Origin of the sequence: Desulfosarcina sp., assembly GCF_046496365.1 — a bacterium.
Taxonomy (GTDB): Bacteria; Desulfobacterota; Desulfobacteria; order Desulfobacterales; family Desulfosarcinaceae; genus Desulfosarcina.
Window position 1 is genome coordinate 1 of sequence record NZ_JAWOHB010000001.1, and the last position, 14,816, is coordinate 14,816.

14 protein-coding genes are annotated in these 14,816 nt (G+C 56.7%); 5 read left to right on the forward strand and 9 right to left on the reverse strand.

The genetic code is table 11. The features are described 5' to 3' along the window. Positions 1-109: 109 nt before the first annotated feature. The 3 genes from R6V78_RS00005 (at position 110) to prmA (ending at position 3,746) form a co-directional block, all read left to right on the forward strand. Positions 110-1,441, forward strand: a complete 1,332-nt coding sequence (locus tag R6V78_RS00005; RefSeq protein ID WP_410287262.1) for a TIGR04283 family arsenosugar biosynthesis glycosyltransferase — start codon at positions 110-112, stop codon at positions 1,439-1,441. Positions 1,442-1,524: 83 nt separating this feature from the next. Continuing rightward, positions 1,525-2,823, forward strand: coding sequence for a radical SAM protein (locus R6V78_RS00010; protein WP_410287263.1), 1,299 nt, complete (start codon positions 1,525-1,527; stop codon positions 2,821-2,823). Continuing rightward, complete coding sequence (gene prmA / locus R6V78_RS00015; RefSeq protein ID WP_410287264.1) at positions 2,820-3,746, forward strand: 50S ribosomal protein L11 methyltransferase; 927 nt, start codon at positions 2,820-2,822, stop codon at positions 3,744-3,746. The genes R6V78_RS00010 and prmA overlap by 4 nt, the downstream gene beginning before the upstream one ends. A 107-nt stretch (positions 3,747-3,853) precedes the next feature. Here prmA and R6V78_RS00020 read toward each other — a convergent pair whose 3' ends face one another. From R6V78_RS00020 to R6V78_RS00050, 7 genes are all read right to left on the reverse strand, one after another. Continuing rightward, positions 3,854-4,591, reverse strand: coding sequence for an EI24 domain-containing protein (locus R6V78_RS00020; RefSeq protein ID WP_410287265.1), 738 nt, complete (start codon positions 4,589-4,591; stop codon positions 3,854-3,856). Positions 4,592-4,664: 73 nt separating this feature from the next. After that, entirely contained in the window at positions 4,665-5,612 is a 948-nt protein-coding gene (locus tag R6V78_RS00025) for a divergent polysaccharide deacetylase family protein (protein WP_410287266.1), read from the reverse strand. 28 nt (positions 5,613-5,640) lie between these two features. Next, entirely contained in the window at positions 5,641-7,014 is a 1,374-nt protein-coding gene (locus R6V78_RS00030) for a S41 family peptidase (protein ID WP_410287267.1), read from the reverse strand. Between the two features lie 11 nt (positions 7,015-7,025). Further along, positions 7,026-8,474, reverse strand: a complete 1,449-nt coding sequence (locus R6V78_RS00035; protein WP_410287268.1) for a peptidoglycan DD-metalloendopeptidase family protein — start codon at positions 8,472-8,474, stop codon at positions 7,026-7,028. Further along, the gene (gene ftsX / locus R6V78_RS00040; RefSeq protein WP_410287269.1) at positions 8,474-9,352 is read right to left on the reverse strand and encodes a permease-like cell division protein FtsX; all 879 of its coding nucleotides are present in this window, start codon (positions 9,350-9,352) and stop codon (positions 8,474-8,476) included. The genes R6V78_RS00035 and ftsX overlap by 1 nt, the downstream gene beginning before the upstream one ends. A 14-nt stretch (positions 9,353-9,366) precedes the next feature. Beyond that, complete coding sequence (gene ftsE, locus R6V78_RS00045; protein ID WP_410287270.1) at positions 9,367-10,056, reverse strand: cell division ATP-binding protein FtsE; 690 nt, start codon at positions 10,054-10,056, stop codon at positions 9,367-9,369. Further along, a complete protein-coding gene (locus tag R6V78_RS00050; protein ID WP_410287271.1) occupies positions 10,053-11,357 on the reverse strand; it encodes a TolC family protein in 1,305 nt (434 codons plus the stop codon). The genes ftsE and R6V78_RS00050 overlap by 4 nt, the downstream gene beginning before the upstream one ends. 274 nt (positions 11,358-11,631) lie before the next feature. On the opposite strand from R6V78_RS00050, the gene pyrE reads away from it, so the two are divergent. After that, a complete protein-coding gene (gene pyrE, locus R6V78_RS00055; protein ID WP_410287272.1) occupies positions 11,632-12,201 on the forward strand; it encodes an orotate phosphoribosyltransferase in 570 nt (189 codons plus the stop codon). 122 nt (positions 12,202-12,323) lie between these two features. Here pyrE and queD read toward each other — a convergent pair whose 3' ends face one another. After that, entirely contained in the window at positions 12,324-12,695 is a 372-nt protein-coding gene (gene queD, locus R6V78_RS00060; RefSeq protein WP_410287273.1) for a 6-carboxytetrahydropterin synthase QueD, read from the reverse strand. 92 nt (positions 12,696-12,787) lie between these two features. Further along, positions 12,788-13,903 carry a molecular chaperone DnaJ gene (dnaJ, locus tag R6V78_RS00065; RefSeq protein ID WP_410287274.1) on the reverse strand — a complete coding sequence of 372 codons (1,116 nt, stop codon included), beginning with the start codon at positions 13,901-13,903 and terminating at the stop codon, positions 12,788-12,790. Positions 13,904-14,011: 108 nt separating this feature from the next. On the opposite strand from dnaJ, the gene ubiE reads away from it, so the two are divergent. Next, positions 14,012-14,719 carry a bifunctional demethylmenaquinone methyltransferase/2-methoxy-6-polyprenyl-1,4-benzoquinol methylase UbiE gene (gene ubiE / locus R6V78_RS00070; RefSeq protein WP_410287275.1) on the forward strand — a complete coding sequence of 236 codons (708 nt, stop codon included), beginning with the start codon at positions 14,012-14,014 and terminating at the stop codon, positions 14,717-14,719. The last annotated feature ends 97 nt before the right edge of the window (positions 14,720-14,816 follow it).

Consider the following 14,816-nt stretch of genomic DNA (forward strand, 5'->3'; position numbering starts at 1 on the left):
GCATAAAAATGGAAACGAATCGGTCTTTTTGGTGCCTACTCTTTTTCCTCGCCGGCGTGCTTGAGAGAAGCGTCAGCCCCGTTGAAAGCGGTGAAAAATCTGTTTGTTCATGGACACATTGAGCCAAATGGCGGCAAACCCGATTAAAAAAAACCATCTGATCGTTTTCGGTCGCTACCCTGCGCTTGGCAGGGTCAAGACACGGCTGATTCCTGCCCTTGGTCCGGCCGGTGCCGCCGCGCTTCAAAAACGGCTGGTTGAGCAGACCATCGCCCAAGCCCGTCGATCCGCCGCCCAGATCGATGCCCGGCTAAGCTTCTGCCATGACGGCGGCACGCGGAGCCAGATTATTCACTGGCTGAACATCGGGGATATCGACTGCATGCCCCAGACATCCGGGGACCTGGGACGCCGCATGTTTCTATCCATTCGCAATGCATTTCGCCGCGGTGCAGAGCGAACGGTCCTCATCGGAACGGATATCCCCGATTTGAAAGCGAATATTCTGGATCAGGCTTTCGATCAGCTGAAGCGAAACGATCTGGTATTGGGTCCCAGCACCGACGGCGGCTACTGGCTGGTCGGGATGTCCAAGCCGGAAAACATCTTTGACGGCATCGCGTGGAGTACATCCACGGTGCTCGAAAAAACCCTGGCGCTGGCCCGGCGCAAGGCAATGCGCATCGGCCTGTTGGAACCGCTGGCGGATCTCGACACCCCCAATGATCTGGCGCGATGGTCGGGCGGCAAGATCTCGACAGCGCCATATCTGTCCGTGATCATCCCCACACTGAACGAAGCGGCACGGATCGCCGACACGCTGTCCGGCGCCGCCTCACCCGATACGGAAATCATCGTTTCCGACGGAGGCAGCTGCGACCAAACCGTTGACATTGCCCGTTCCTGCGGCGCCCGCATCGTCGCTGGCCGGCGCGGCCGCGCCGGCCAGCAGAATCGGGGCGCCGCTGCCGCAGGAGGTGATGTGCTGATCTTTCTGCACGCCGACACCCGACTGCCGCCGCACTTTGTCGGCCACATCTTCGAAACCCTGATGGACCGGCAGGTCGTTCTGGGGGCCTTCCGTTTCCAAACGGATATCCCCGGGCCGGCCATGCGCTGGGTTACGTTTTGGACCAATCTGCGCGCCAAATGGCTCCAACTTCCCTATGGCGACCAGGGCCTGTTTATGCAGCGGCCGAATTTCCTCGCCGTCGGTGGTTTCCCCGACGTGCCCATCGCCGAGGACCTCTATCTGGTCCGCCGCATGGCCCCAACGGGACGTATCACCCTGGCTCCGGCGGCGACCGTTACCTCCGGCAGGCGCTGGCAACGGCTGGGACTGCTGCGGACCACCATGATCAACACCGCCATCGCCATCGGCTGTCTGGCCGGCGTGGCACCCCAACGCCTGGCACAGCTGTACCGTCTACCATTGAAATGAAGATGTCCATGGGAAAACCGCAACGACACCGTAATAAGAAAAGACGCCCGAACCGCCAATCAGAGGAACCGCTGTGCGCAGTCGTGGCCAACGAAAAGGGTGAGATTTTCGAGCTCGAGGGCTATGCGGCCGTGGGGGCCGACGGATCCGTGCTGTCGCGGTTAACCACGGGCAGCACCATCGCCTTGCCCCATGGCAGCGAGCTGATGTTCCTGCCGGATCGCATGCCGGTGCTGCTGGACATGGCCACCGGTGAGCGGGTGACCACTGGCCGCAACCCTTTTGGGCAACATGAAAAAATCCATCCCGTGGCCGCCTTCAACTCGCCCGGCGTGGTGCTGGCCCGCACCTGCGCCTACGAAGAATGTCCCAACGCGTCCATTCTGCCTCTTTTTGCCTACGGTGCCGTGGGCTGGCACCCCGACGGATTCCGCTCGGCAGCCATCGTCGTGGATACGGAGCCGCGTCAGGACCTGCGCCGTATGCCCCGAGAGAAAATCATTGCCGGTGTCAGGCTGATGCAAAAACAATTGCCGGACAACCGGCTGGCCCGCCACCTTGAGCATTGCGCCTTGAGTTATGGCTGTCCGGCGGGCAAAAATTTCTTTTTGGGCCGCTGCGAAGCGCCCCTGCCCACCTCGCGGGCCTGCAATGCCCGCTGTCTGGGCTGCATCTCCCTCCAGCCCGACGAGCGCTTGACCAGCAGCCAGAACCGCATCGCCTTCACCCCAACGGCCGCAGAGATTGCCGGCGTCGCCATGACCCACATCCACCGAGTCGAACACAGCGTCGTGAGCTTCGGTCAGGGCTGCGAAGGAGACCCCCTCTTGGCGGCCCGGGTTATCGGTCCGGCCATCCGACGGATTCGGGAAAAAACCGCCGAGGGCACGATCAACATGAACACCAACGCCAGCCTGCCCCATGTGCTGGCCCCCCTGCTCGATGACGGACTGGACAGTATCCGTGTGAGCATGAATTCGGTTCGGGAGGCCTGTTACAGCGCCTATTTCCGGCCCAGGGGATATCGCTTCGCCCAGGTTGTTGAAAGCATCGACCTGGCCCTCGCCCGAGGCAAACATGTGGCCATTAACTATCTGAGCTGTCCGGGGTTCACCGACAGCCCCGAGGAAGCTGCCGCCCTGTCTGTTTTTTTAGAAAAGCACCCCGTGAATCTGATCCAGTGGCGCAATCTGAACATTGACCCACAACACTATATCCGGATCATGAACGGTGTGGCCCCCCTCAGTCCGCCAGTGGGTATGCAGCGGTTGCTGCAGATGATCCGCAGGCGTTTTCCCGGGTTGGAATATGGCTACTTCAACCCGCCCAAGGAACGCTTCTCAGCGTCTGGATTGACGGTTAAAAAGGAAAATTCACCTTGAAATGGATTGCGGCAAAAGTGACCTTTGACAACCTGGACCGCAACCTGGCAACGGACCTGGTGGCCGATGTATTCTATTCCATGGATCTGAAGGGTGTCGTCGTTGACGATCCGGACATGGACCCTGACCAGGATTGGGGCGAAAATGCCATCCAACCCCCTGCAAAACCCGCTGTCACCGGTTATTTTGCGGACACGGAACACACCGCGGCCAGATGTGATGCCCTGGAATCGGCGCTGGGGCGCCTTGAGCGAACAGCCGGGATAAAAGCCCGGGTAGAATACACACACATTGACGAACAGGATTGGGCCGAGGCATGGAAGGCCTATTTCTGGCCGGAAAAAATCACTGATACCATCGTGGTTAAGCCCTCCTGGCGTGAGTATCCATCCAAACCCGGAGAGATCATCCTTGAAATCGACCCGGGCATGGCCTTCGGCACCGGCACCCACGCCACCACGGCCCTGTGCATCCGCATGATTCAAAACCATCTCAAACCCGGGTCGTCCTTTCTGGACGTGGGAACCGGATCGGGTATCCTGATGGTCGCTGCCGCCAAACTAGGCGCCGGTAGGCTCTGCGGCGTGGACAACGATGAAGTGGCCCTGGGCGTGGCCGAGAAAAATCTGCTGACCAACCATATCGACAGCTTCAGCCTGTCCAGACGCAACCTTGCAGATGCGCTGGAAGGAACGTTCGATTTAGTGGCGGTCAACATTTTGGCCGAAGTCATTCTGACCCTGCTCCCGGATGCGTCGGCCATGCTCGAGGAAAACGGCACCTTGATCTGTTCAGGCATTATCGCGTCCAAAAAGGATGCCGTGCTTTCAGGCTTAAGGGCCACCAACAGGTTTGAGTTGCTTGAGATACTGGAAAAGGAGGGTTGGGTGGCCATTGCGGCCCGAAAATCTGCTGTCAGATGATAGCGGTCGCAGGACCGAAATGTAAAAGTTGGACCAATCCAGGCATGCGGATCCGCGCTAGGCTGCATTTCCGTTTCTAATGAGGAAAGCCCACCTTTTTCGACTTGTTACCCCTGCGTTGGCGGCGAAACTTTCTTTTCGCGATCCAGATGATACAGGGTGGCGCCCACCGGTGCGAAGCTGAGGAAGAGGAGATTCAGCACGGGAATGAGAAAGGGCAACCCAAAGCCCAGATGGAAGAGCAGCGTCTTTCCCAGGACTTTGAAGCGCTTGCCGAACGGCTGCAGATTGCGGGCGGGAATCAGGTCGGTGTTGTCCCAGGCCAGGAAAACGGCCGCCACCATAGGGCCCGCGAAGGTGAGCACCGGTCCCAGGGGCGTAAACCAGCCCAACACCATGATCACCAGGGTGAGGATGACGGGAATGATGTTGCGGGGCACCTCCTGACGGATCAGAAATCCCATCTGGGTCATAAGCGGCAAATTGGGTGCCGCCGGCGCGTTTCCGGTTACCAACCGCTCGGTAATACGGGACATCCAGTCCATAATCAGGACGGCAAACAGCACCTGGGCCAGCAGATAGGCCGCCACGGCCGAAATACCCACCAACAGCAGGGAAAGCAGCCAGGAGGCCAGGTGCCAGATCCAGACGACCCATGGGCTTTCGGGCTGCTGCCACAACAGCGCCAGGATGTCTGCATGCCTGGTCAGGATCAGTCCGGAGAGGCCCGCCGTGAAAATGGCCACGACGGCAAAGCGCAAAAAACCCAGCAGGAGCAGTCGGGGCGACCGCATACCCAACCACAGCCCTTTGAAATTATAAATGATTCCCGCAAAAAAGTTCATTTTCTCAACGCTGATCGCTTGACCCAAGGTTGGTCCGAAACGATGTCGTGTGCAGACAACTTTGTAAAAACCGTCATCCCTGCTGGAAAGCCACCACCGTTGACGCATGGGTCAGGAAAACCGCGTCCTTCAATTCCGGCAGCATCTCCTTCAACACCGCCAAGGTAACCGGGTGGGGGTGGGCGATGCCGATGGCATATCCCTGGCGCCGGGCCCGTTTAATGAGCAGTTTGATCTGTTTTCTCACAAACGCGGGGTTCTGCTCGTGGTCGATGAACACATCTCGTTCGGCAAAGGGCAGGTCGAGAAGCTCCGCCGACGGCCGGCACCGGGTGTCTACCGAGGTGCGACTGTCCACAAAAAACAGGTCCCGTTTTTTCAAGATGGTGAAAATCTGGCGCATCTGATCGGATGATGCCGTCAGCTTGGACCCCATATGGTTGTTGACCCCCTTGACATGGGGGATGCTGTCGAGATTGGCATTGAGTTGAGCGATGAGTTCGTCGGGATTCATTGAGGAGAGCAGCGCTCCGGGCCCGGGGTTGACGCCCGGGTAGTTGAACGGCTCCATGGGCAGGTGGAGCATGATCTCCACCTCTTTTGCAAGGGCATGGTCGATGATGCTGTGGTTAAAGGTTCCCTTGGGGAGAACGGAAAAAGTCAGCGGTACGCCCAGCGCCAGGAAACCATCGGCAATCTTGCGATCGTATCCGATATCATCGATGATGATGGCCACAGGAATGCCGTTGGTCACCGGCTTGATGCGGGTAATGGGCGGCGGCGGCGGCACAACCTCCCGGTTGAAGGCTTCGTAATCGGGAATGCTGTGATGGACCGGGCCAGTTTCCGGCCGGGTGATCGGAATGGGTCGGGCTTTCGGAGCCACCGGCGGTGAAGGCCTCATCAGGAACCGGTTGGCCAAGAGCCCGGCCGTAACCAATAAAACCAGCAGCAAGGTCAACCCCGCCATGATCTTCATGAAATGAAGCTTGGGACTGGAGCCGGCCTTTTTCCTTTTCACTCGAGGCCTGGGTTTTGCCGAACCTTGCTTAGCCATTTTTCAGGTCTTTGAAGATATCGAAACTGATCAAAATATCCAGTGCGCGCAAGACCTGGTTGTCCGATAAAAGGGTTTCCCGGTCCAGCGGACTGTTTTTCGATTTAAACCGCTGCAGCGCCGGCGGATCGGGCACCACCTCTTGCTTGGGTGCCGGCGGTTCGGAACGAGGTTCTTCAAAGGCTTCGTCCGATTCGGCGTTCAGATGGTTTTTCAGGTCCTTTTCCTTAAACATCCGTTCACTGCTGGATTCGGTGTCCGAGAGGGTCAGGTATTTGACCTCAAGGTCCGGTTCCACCCCCTTGGCCTGAATCGAGCGGCCCGAAGGGGTGTAGTAGCGGGCAATGGTGAATTTGAGGCCGTAACCATCCCGCAGGGTTTCCACCGTCTGCACCGATCCCTTGCCAAAGGAGGTCGTCCCCAGAATCAGCGCCCGTTTATGATCCTGGAGGGCGCCGGCCACAATCTCCGAGGCACTGGCGCTGCCACCGTTGATCAGAACAACAATGGGATAATCCCGTTTAACGTCATCCGTGTGCGCCCGAAACACTTTGGTATTCTGACCATCCCGGCCCTTGATGCTCAGAATTTCACCCGCTTCAAGGAAAAGATCAGACACCTCGATGGCCTGATTGAGGATGCCTCCAGGATTGTCCCGCAAATCTAAAATCAGGCCTTTCATGGGTGTATCGTCGGTTTCCATGGCCTGCAACGCTTCGATCAGGTCGCCGGTTGTGTTTTCCCTGAAGTTGGTTATCCAGATATAACCATACCCCGGTTTGAGCAGCTCTGCCTTGACACTGTAAATGGGAATCACATCGCGCATCAGGCTGAAATCTATCGGCTCGGACTCGCCCTGCCGGATGATGGTGATCACGACGGTGGTCCCCTTGGGCCCGCGCATGCGCTTGACCGCGTCCCGCAGATCCTCGGTGAGCGTCCCGTCAACCTTGATAATCTTGTCTCCCGCCTTGATTCCGGCCCGATAAGCCGGTGTGCCTTCAATAGGTGCGATGACCGTCACCAAATTGTCGCGCATGGTCACATGGATACCGATGCCGGTAAATTCACCGTGGGTGTCAATCTGAAGCTCTTTCAGGGCATCGGGAGGAAGCAGTGCGGAGTGGGGATCCAGACTGCGGACCATTCCCTGAATGGCCGCTTCGATCATTTTCTGGGTGTCCACCTCGTCAACGTAGTTTTTTTGAACCAGCTCGATGACGTCTGAAAACAGTTTCAGGCCCTGATAGGTCTCTTCGTTATTGGCGGACAGATCCCGGTAAAAGCCGTGACCCAATATCAGCAAAACTGAAACGAGCACCATTGCCACCCACATCTTCAGGTGTCGGGTTTTTCTGGCTGTCATATATCTCTCCTCTAGCCTTTCTTGATCCAACCCAATGGATTCATCGGTTTTCCGTGGTGGCGTATCTCAAAATGCAGGCCGGCCCCGGTCAAAGAACCGGTATCGCCCACGGTGGCGATCACCTCACCGGCTTCGACCGGATCTCCCTTTGACTTGAACTGTTCCTCCAGGTGGGCATAAACGCTGTAATAGTGATCGCCATGATCAATGATAATCATGTTGCCAAAGCCCTTGAACCAGGAGGAATAAAGCGTCCGACCGCTGTACACGGCCCGGATGGGTTCACCCCTGTCCGCGCTGATATTAATACCGCTTTGAAAATTGGTCACGTTAAATTTAGGATCTTTGTAATGACCGAAAAAAGAAGCTATTTTACCCTTCACGGGCATCATAAGCAAGCCCTTAAGCGCCGAAAAGGGCTTTTCAGCCGGTATGGGCAGTGCTGCGGCTTCCGCAGGCGGTTCGGTTTTGAATGCGTCCAGGGTCTGGTCCAGGGCGCGGGTCGATGCCTTCAGAGACTCAAGGGCCGCGAGCTGAAGCGATTTCTTGCCCCGGATCTCCGTCAGCAGCTCCTCCCGTTCGGCCTGTCTGGCTTTCATGGCCTCGATACGGCTGCTAAGGTCCGCCGTGGCCGCCTGCTTTGAATTTTTCTGGTCCACCAGCTTTTCCAACAGTGACTGCAGCTCTGCTTTGTCTCGGGACAGTTGGGCGATCACGATTTCATCATGGGTCAGGATTTGCTCCAGCGCGCGTTTGTTCGCAAAGAATTCGAACATGGAATCCGCCGATGCCAGAACATGGAGTTTACCCAGCCAGCTGAGCTTATACAGCGCAGCCAGCCGGCCGGCCACATACTGTTCGTTGGCGTCGGCACGGCCTTCCAACTCACGGTGCTGCGCTTCGAGCTCCCGGATGCGCAGCTCCGCAGCCTTGAGCTCCGTGGAGAGGCGGGCCACTTTTTTACGCACGCTGTCCAGTTCTTTTTCCGCGTCGTCCAGCGCATTTATCACCGCCGCTTCTTCGCTGGAGAAAGAGGCCACGATTTCCCTGGTGGTCTCCAGCTCACGGGTCAGGCCGTCGTTCGTTTCATCCGGCGATTCTGACGGCACCTTGGCATCAATCGGCGATGAAAACGGTTCATCGATTTGCAGATAGCTCACCCGGTTTAAGACAAATCCGGTCTGGTCCTCATATTGAATCCTGACCCACTCACCTTCGTAGGAAAGCACCAATACACGGGTGTCCTTGCGCAAGGTGGCAATCGGCGGATTGTGGCTTCCGGGACCGGAGCGCATATTGAGCTCCGGGACAAGGATGGTGCCCCGTTTGGGATCTCCGGCGCCTGAAAGGGGTTGCGTTGCCAGGCAGCCGATCATCACAGTCAGCAGGAGCAGGCCAACTTTTTCAGGGACAAGCCCAACCCTGCCGACCCGCATGTTTGTGTTGCCCGACCGATCCATTACTCTTTCATGAACTGTTTAAGTGAAAAAAAACAACCCAGCAAACCCGTGACCATGCCAGCAGCGACAATGGCCGCACAAATACCGATGGAAAAAAAACGAATGGCAACCATTTCCGCAGACAGCGCTTGTTCAAACTGTGACCCAATGGCCGAAAAAACAGCATACAGCACACCCAGTCCGATCAAACCGCCGGCAAGACCCTGGATAAGGCCTTCCATGATGAAGGGGAGCTTGATGAAATTATCCGTGGCACCCACCAGGCGCATGATATGGATCTCTTCCCTCCGGGAGTAAAGCACCAGGCGGATGGTGTTGGCCGTGATAAATACCGTTGCCATGAAGAACATGGCTCCCATGCCATAGCCAGCCAGCTTGAAAAGATTGAAAAAATTGGCAAAACGCTCGATCCACTGCCGGCCGTACTCCACCTCGGCAACCGAGGGCAGGGTTTCGATACGTTGGGACAGAAATTCGATTTTCTCCGCGGAGTTGGATTCGGTTACCAGGGTTACTTCAAATGCATCGGGCAGGGGATTCTCCCGCAGGTTGTCCAGCAGGGAGGTCTGCCGCTGCATCCGTTCCTTCATCAACACCAGCGCGTCCTCTTTGGAGATAAAGCGAATGTGTTGGATGCCGGCGATGCTCTGCAGCCGGTAACGGGTGTCCAGGCGCTGGGCTTCGGAGGTTCCCGGCGAAAGGTAGACCATGATGCGGACGCCTTTTTTCCAGGCATTGAACAGGTCCTGGGCATTTAGAAAAAGCAGGCCAAATGCACTGACGATGAGCACCGACAGTGCAATGGTGATGATCGTCACCCCATTGAGAAAACGGTTTTCCAGGATATCCTTGATGGCTCGCTGGGTGTAGAAGGTCATGTGCTGGCCCCTTGTCAGATATCCGCTGGCGTGTCCAGCCGTCCCTGCCGGATCTGAAGCACACGGCCGGTGGCGCTTTTAATGAGAGATTTGTCGTGGGTGGCCACCACAACGGTGGCCCCGCGACTGTGAAACCGGTGGAGCAATTGAAAGATGACGGCTGCCGATTCATCGTCCAGGCTGCCGGTGGGTTCGTCGGCCAGGATAATCTGGGGATCTCCGGCAACTGCCCGGGCTACGGCCACCCGCTGTTGTTCGCCGCCGGACAGACTCGGCGGGAATGCACTCAGGCGGTCCTCCATGCCCACCACCCGCAATACGCTTTTGACTTTCTTTTCAATGAGACTGCGCTTTTTGCCACCGGCCTCAAGCACCAGCGCCACGTTTTCATACACACTGCGTGTGGGAATCAGTTTGTAGTCCTGGAAGATGATACCGAACTTTCGCCGCAGCATCGGGATACGCCGCCGGGGGATACGGGAAAGATTCATGCCGTCCACCAGGATTTGCCCCTCCGAGACCGGTTCAGCCAGATAGAGGAGTTTGAGCAAGGTGGATTTACCGGCCCCACTGGGCCCGCTGATGAATAAAAATTCGTTTTTGGCGATATCCAGGGTGGTATCCACCAGTGCCTGCTTGGGGCCGTAGCGCTTGTGGACATGAAACATCCGGATGACCGCCCTCTTCTCAGCCAAGTTGGTCATTGGGCCTCGGAAATGTCGATGCGGGGTATTCCCATGGCCCGGTCGAGGGTCGCCAGCGCAATTTGATAGTCATAGAGGGAGTTGTAATATCGGGTCATGGTTTCGGAAAGCTGGGTCCGGGCGTCCAGCACATCGGTGGATGTGGCCATTTGCTCTTTGAAGGATTCCTCGCTGATGCGAAAGCTCTCCCTGGCCTGCTCGATGGCGGACTGCACGGTGATAATGTTCTTTTCCGATTCGTCAGCCTTGAGCCAGGCCTGCTTGACCTGCCGCTGAATGTTGTCCATCAATTCGCTGCGGTTGAGGCGGGCTTCAGCCAATTTGCGCTTCTTTTCCGCTACGTCATAGCCGGTTTTGCCCCATTGCCAGAAATCCCAGCGGGCCTGGGCCTGGACATCCCAAAAACTGCTGTCGAATATTCCCTCCCCGCCGTCAACCTGCCAATCGGTGCCGCGTTTGTAGTAATTGCCCTGGATCTGAACTGTCGGGAAATAGTCTTTTTTGGCCAGGGCCACTTCCCTTGCACTGATCTGGATCTCCAGGTCGGCCACGACCACCTCCACACGATCCTTTTCCGCAGCGTCGAGGCATTCCGCAAGGGTTCGTGACAATGGGGCAAAATCCAGGATATCCACGGGTGCGGCAGGCGTACCGATGGGCCGGCGCAGCAGGAGATTGAAATCGGCACCGACAAGCTCGAGGTTGTTTTGTGCAGCCACCAGGTCCTGACGGGCGTTGGCCAGTTCGACTTTGGTTTTGAGAAGCTCGTTGAGTGGGGTCATTCCCACCGCATGAAAGTTGGCGGCCACTTCCGCCTGTGCCTCCAGCATGGTTACGGCTTCTTCAGCCACCAACTTGAGTTTCTGGGCCTTGAGCAAACGAAAATAAATTCGCTTGGCTTCAAGGATGATATTGGTCCGGACCAGGGCCTCGTTGAGCCGGGCGACATCGAGGCCCATCCGGGCCAGAATGTATCGATTGGTCACAACGAAGCCAGTGAAAACCGGCTGGGTAACACGGGTCACGAAAGCGAATTCCTCCTCGGGCGTCACGACCCCTAAAGTGGGATCCACGCTGAATCGGGGTTCGTCATTGCGTGTATAGTTATATTGGGCGCTGAATGTCGGCAGGAACGCTGTCCGGCGGGACTTGACCACGGCATTGGCAGCCTGGGTTCGTTCGCTTGAAATTTGGGCGGAAAGGTTCACTTCGAGCGCCAGGGCTACCGTCTTGTCCAGGTCAATGCCGGTCGAGTCCGCCGTCTCTTCGCCGCAGGCCGGCAGCACGGCAACCAGCCACATGCACAGGATCCTGATGAATGCGCACAGACATCGATGGAGACCTGATATCTGCGATGATCTGCCTGATATCTCCCCGGGGTTTGGCATTGACCGGCAACCTCACAGCTGTTAATAAACACCCCCAAGCTCAAGGAGTGCTGTTCCCAGTTTTCCTTGCCGAAGCCTCCACTGAATCCCAATGACGGGCTTCTTCCAGTTCGGTGGAGGCTTTTTATACGAAAAACCCCTTAAAATCAAGGATTTCTTAGAAATTCGGCTGCCTGGGAGGATCCCCATGAAAAACGAACTGATCGCGCTGCTGTGCCGAAAATCCTTCAAATACAGCGAAACCCCGGCTTTCAAGCTGGTCTCGGGCCGCATGAGCCGCTTCTACGTGAACTGCAAGCCCACGACAATGAGTCCCCGGGGCATGTTTCTCACCGGCCATCTGATTTTCGAGGCCATACGCAATAGTGGCGCTTCGGCTGTAGGTGGGCTCACCTTCGGGGCAGACCCCATTGCCATGGCCACCGCCTTTGCTTCGGAGCTCAAGGGGCAGCCGGTGAATGCGTTTTCGATCCGCAAAACCCAGAAGGATCACGGGATCGTCAAATGGGTCGAAGGGGACATCCAGCCCGGCGAAAAGGTAGTGGTCATCGACGATGTGGCAACCACCGGCGCTTCCACCATCAAAGCCATCGAACGTGCCCGTTCCGAAGGGCTTGAAGTGGTACGGGCGGTCATCCTGGTGGATCGACAGGAGGGCGGTATGGACCACATCCGCGCCCATGTGCCGGAAGCAGCGGCCATCATCTCCCGGGACGAACTGGTGGCCGGTTGGAAAAAGACGGTGCGCACATCCTGATCAACTGGTTTTAGCAGCCAAACCTGCCAACCACGAACAACGACGGCTGATAAAAGAAAAGGGGATCAACCGCAACAATCAAAGCGGATGCTCCCCCGTTTTAAATTTTTAAGCTTTTTATATTACTGAGGAAAATAGGTGGCGCACGCGTCCTCTGACTCCCAGGTGGTTACTCGCCCGACGGTCAAACCGGGCTCCTTGATCATCTCCTTGAGGCTGTTGGCAATGTATACGGCTATATTCTCCGAAGAAGGGGCCGTGCCCTCAAAATAGGGCAATTCATTTAAAAATTTATGGTCCAGGCGTTTCATAATCTCTTTCACGTATGCTTTAAGGATACCAAAATCAACCAGTACGCCAGCATTGTTGAGCCGCTCGCCTTTGACGCACACCTCCACCTTCCAGTTGTGTCCATGCAGATTTTCACACTTTTTTGCCACCATGGCCAGTTGGTGGGCGGCTGCAAAATGACAGAGGATTTTTAGCTCGAACATGATCTATCCGCTCCTGTGGGTCTTGCCGGATCGAGGCCGCAGATTGAAGCCAGCCCACGTCAAGCCGCGGTGAATGCGATCACCGTCGCGGTTCAGTTGGCCACTCTGGATGGGCCGCTTTTAAGGATAGTTTTCAGTTTGTTGGTAAACTTGCGTTCTTCCAAAGCGGCGAATTCTTTGAGCAGCCCCACCTGTTTTTTGTTTAGATTGGTCGGGGTCTTCACGTTCACGTGCACAATCTGATCACCGCGATGGCCGTTTCTAAGGGAAGGGATGCCTTCCCCCCGCAGCCGGAAAACGTCCCCAGTCTGGGTACCCTTGGGAAGCTCAAGGGTACTCTCCCCGTTGAGGGTGGGAATCGTTATGGTCGCCCCCAGGGCCGCCTGCACGAAAGAGATGGGAATCTGACACAATACGTTGGTGTCGTCCCGCTTGAAAAAATCGTGCTCTTGCGCATGAATGAACACATATAAATCGCCATGTGGGCCTCCATGGGCACCGGATTCACCTTCCCCTGTGAGCCGCAGCCGGGAGCCGTTGTCCACGCCGGCAGGGATTCTCACGGAAACCTTCTTGCGGGCCATGACCTTGCCATGGCCCCGACAGACATTACAGGGTTTGGCAATTACCTGGCCCTGCCCCCGGCAATGGCCACAGGTGGTACGCACCGTAAAGAATCCTTGACTGCGGCCAATCTGACCGCTGCCCCCGCATTGGGTGCAGGTCTCAACGCCGGTCCCGGGTGCGGCACCGGAGCCCTCGCACGCGCCGCAGACCTCTGCTTTCTCCACATCGATCTCTTTTTCCGCACCGAAAGCCGCTTCCAGAAAGGTCAGCTGCATGTCGTATCGAAGGTCGGCACCCCTTTGCACCCGACTCCGGGAACGGCGGCCACCGCCAAAACCAAAAAAATCTTCAAAAATATCTCCAAAACTGGAGAAGATGTCTTCAAATCCGCCAAACCCTGAAAACCCGGAACCCTCCAGCCCCTGGTGGCCATACTGGTCATAAATCTGGCGTTTATTGGCGTCCCTGAGAACCTCGTAGGCCTCGGCGGCCTCCTTGAACCTTTCTTCGGCTTCCCGGTCTCCAGGGTTTCTATCAGGATGAAATTTCAAGGCCAGCTTACGATAGGCCTTTTTCAGATCACCGCCGGAGACGTTGCGTTCAACGCCGAGCACTTCATAATAATCGCGTTTGGCTGCCATGGATCGTCCTGAAAACGTTTCCCCTTCGTGTTGTCACAATAGACGTGATGTGCTAATTTCCGGTCCTTTAATCGATTCATTAACCTAATGCAAGATGAAAGGATGTCAATGGAGCGCAGGGAGCTTCCCTTCGTCCGGGAGATGTTCGACAGCATCGCCCCCCGCTACGATCTGCTAAACCGGCTGCTCAGCCTTCGCCGGGATGTAATCTGGCGCAAAAAAATGGTGTCGGAAATGTCCCTGCCTGAAAACGGGCATGTACTGGACGTAGCCTGCGGCACGGGTGATGTAGCCACGGAGATCTGTCGGCAAAAGGGACTGCGGGTCAAGGTGACCGGCATCGATTTTTCGATAGGAATGCTTCGCATGGCCCAGGATAAAATCCGCCATGGTCGATACCGGGCCATCTCCCTGGCAGCCGGCGATGCGCTGGCACTGCCCTTTGGCGCGGCGGTTTTTAATGCGGTGACCATCGCCTTTGGCATCCGCAATATCCAGGATAAAGCGGGCGCCCTGAGGGCTTTTTACGCGAGCCTTATGCCTGGCGGGATGCTTCTGGTCCTGGAACTGGCAACACCGAAAAAAACCCGCTTGCGCGCTGCCTACCAGGCGTACTTTCAAAAGGTGCTGCCATCCATCGGCCGCCTCTTTTCCAGGCACAGCTTCGCTTATTCCTATCTGCCCGAATCGGTTTCCCGGTTCCCTGAACCCAATGTTTTCATGGCAATCATGGCGCAAGCGGGCTTTTCCCCTATCACCTGCCGCCGGATGACATTGGGCATCGCCAATCTGTTTGTGGGGGTTAAACCTCAATAGGGAAAGTTGGTAAGAACGCCGAAGCGGATGGGGATGCAACGTTCTCGAACCGAAGGGTCAGTCAGCGACGAAATCCACATTGACCCGATTATCAATC

Coding starts and splice junctions, on each gene's coding strand:
- R6V78_RS00005 (WP_410287262.1), top strand. CDS start 110: ATGGACACATTGAGCCAAATGGCGGCAAACCCGATTAAAAAAAACCAT.
- R6V78_RS00020 (WP_410287265.1), bottom strand. CDS start 4,591: ATGAACTTTTTTGCGGGAATCATTTATAATTTCAAAGGGCTGTGGTTG.
- R6V78_RS00030 (WP_410287267.1), bottom strand. CDS start 7,014: ATGACAGCCAGAAAAACCCGACACCTGAAGATGTGGGTGGCAATGGTG.
- R6V78_RS00035 (WP_410287268.1), bottom strand. CDS start 8,474: ATGGATCGGTCGGGCAACACAAACATGCGGGTCGGCAGGGTTGGGCTT.
- ftsX (WP_410287269.1), bottom strand. CDS start 9,352: ATGACCTTCTACACCCAGCGAGCCATCAAGGATATCCTGGAAAACCGT.
- ftsE (WP_410287270.1), bottom strand. CDS start 10,056: ATGACCAACTTGGCTGAGAAGAGGGCGGTCATCCGGATGTTTCATGTC.
- R6V78_RS00050 (WP_410287271.1), bottom strand. CDS start 11,357: ATGTGGCTGGTTGCCGTGCTGCCGGCCTGCGGCGAAGAGACGGCGGAC.
- pyrE (WP_410287272.1), top strand. CDS start 11,632: ATGAAAAACGAACTGATCGCGCTGCTGTGCCGAAAATCCTTCAAATAC.
- queD (WP_410287273.1), bottom strand. CDS start 12,695: ATGTTCGAGCTAAAAATCCTCTGTCATTTTGCAGCCGCCCACCAACTG.
- dnaJ (WP_410287274.1), bottom strand. CDS start 13,903: ATGGCAGCCAAACGCGATTATTATGAAGTGCTCGGCGTTGAACGCAAC.
- ubiE (WP_410287275.1), top strand. CDS start 14,012: ATGGAGCGCAGGGAGCTTCCCTTCGTCCGGGAGATGTTCGACAGCATC.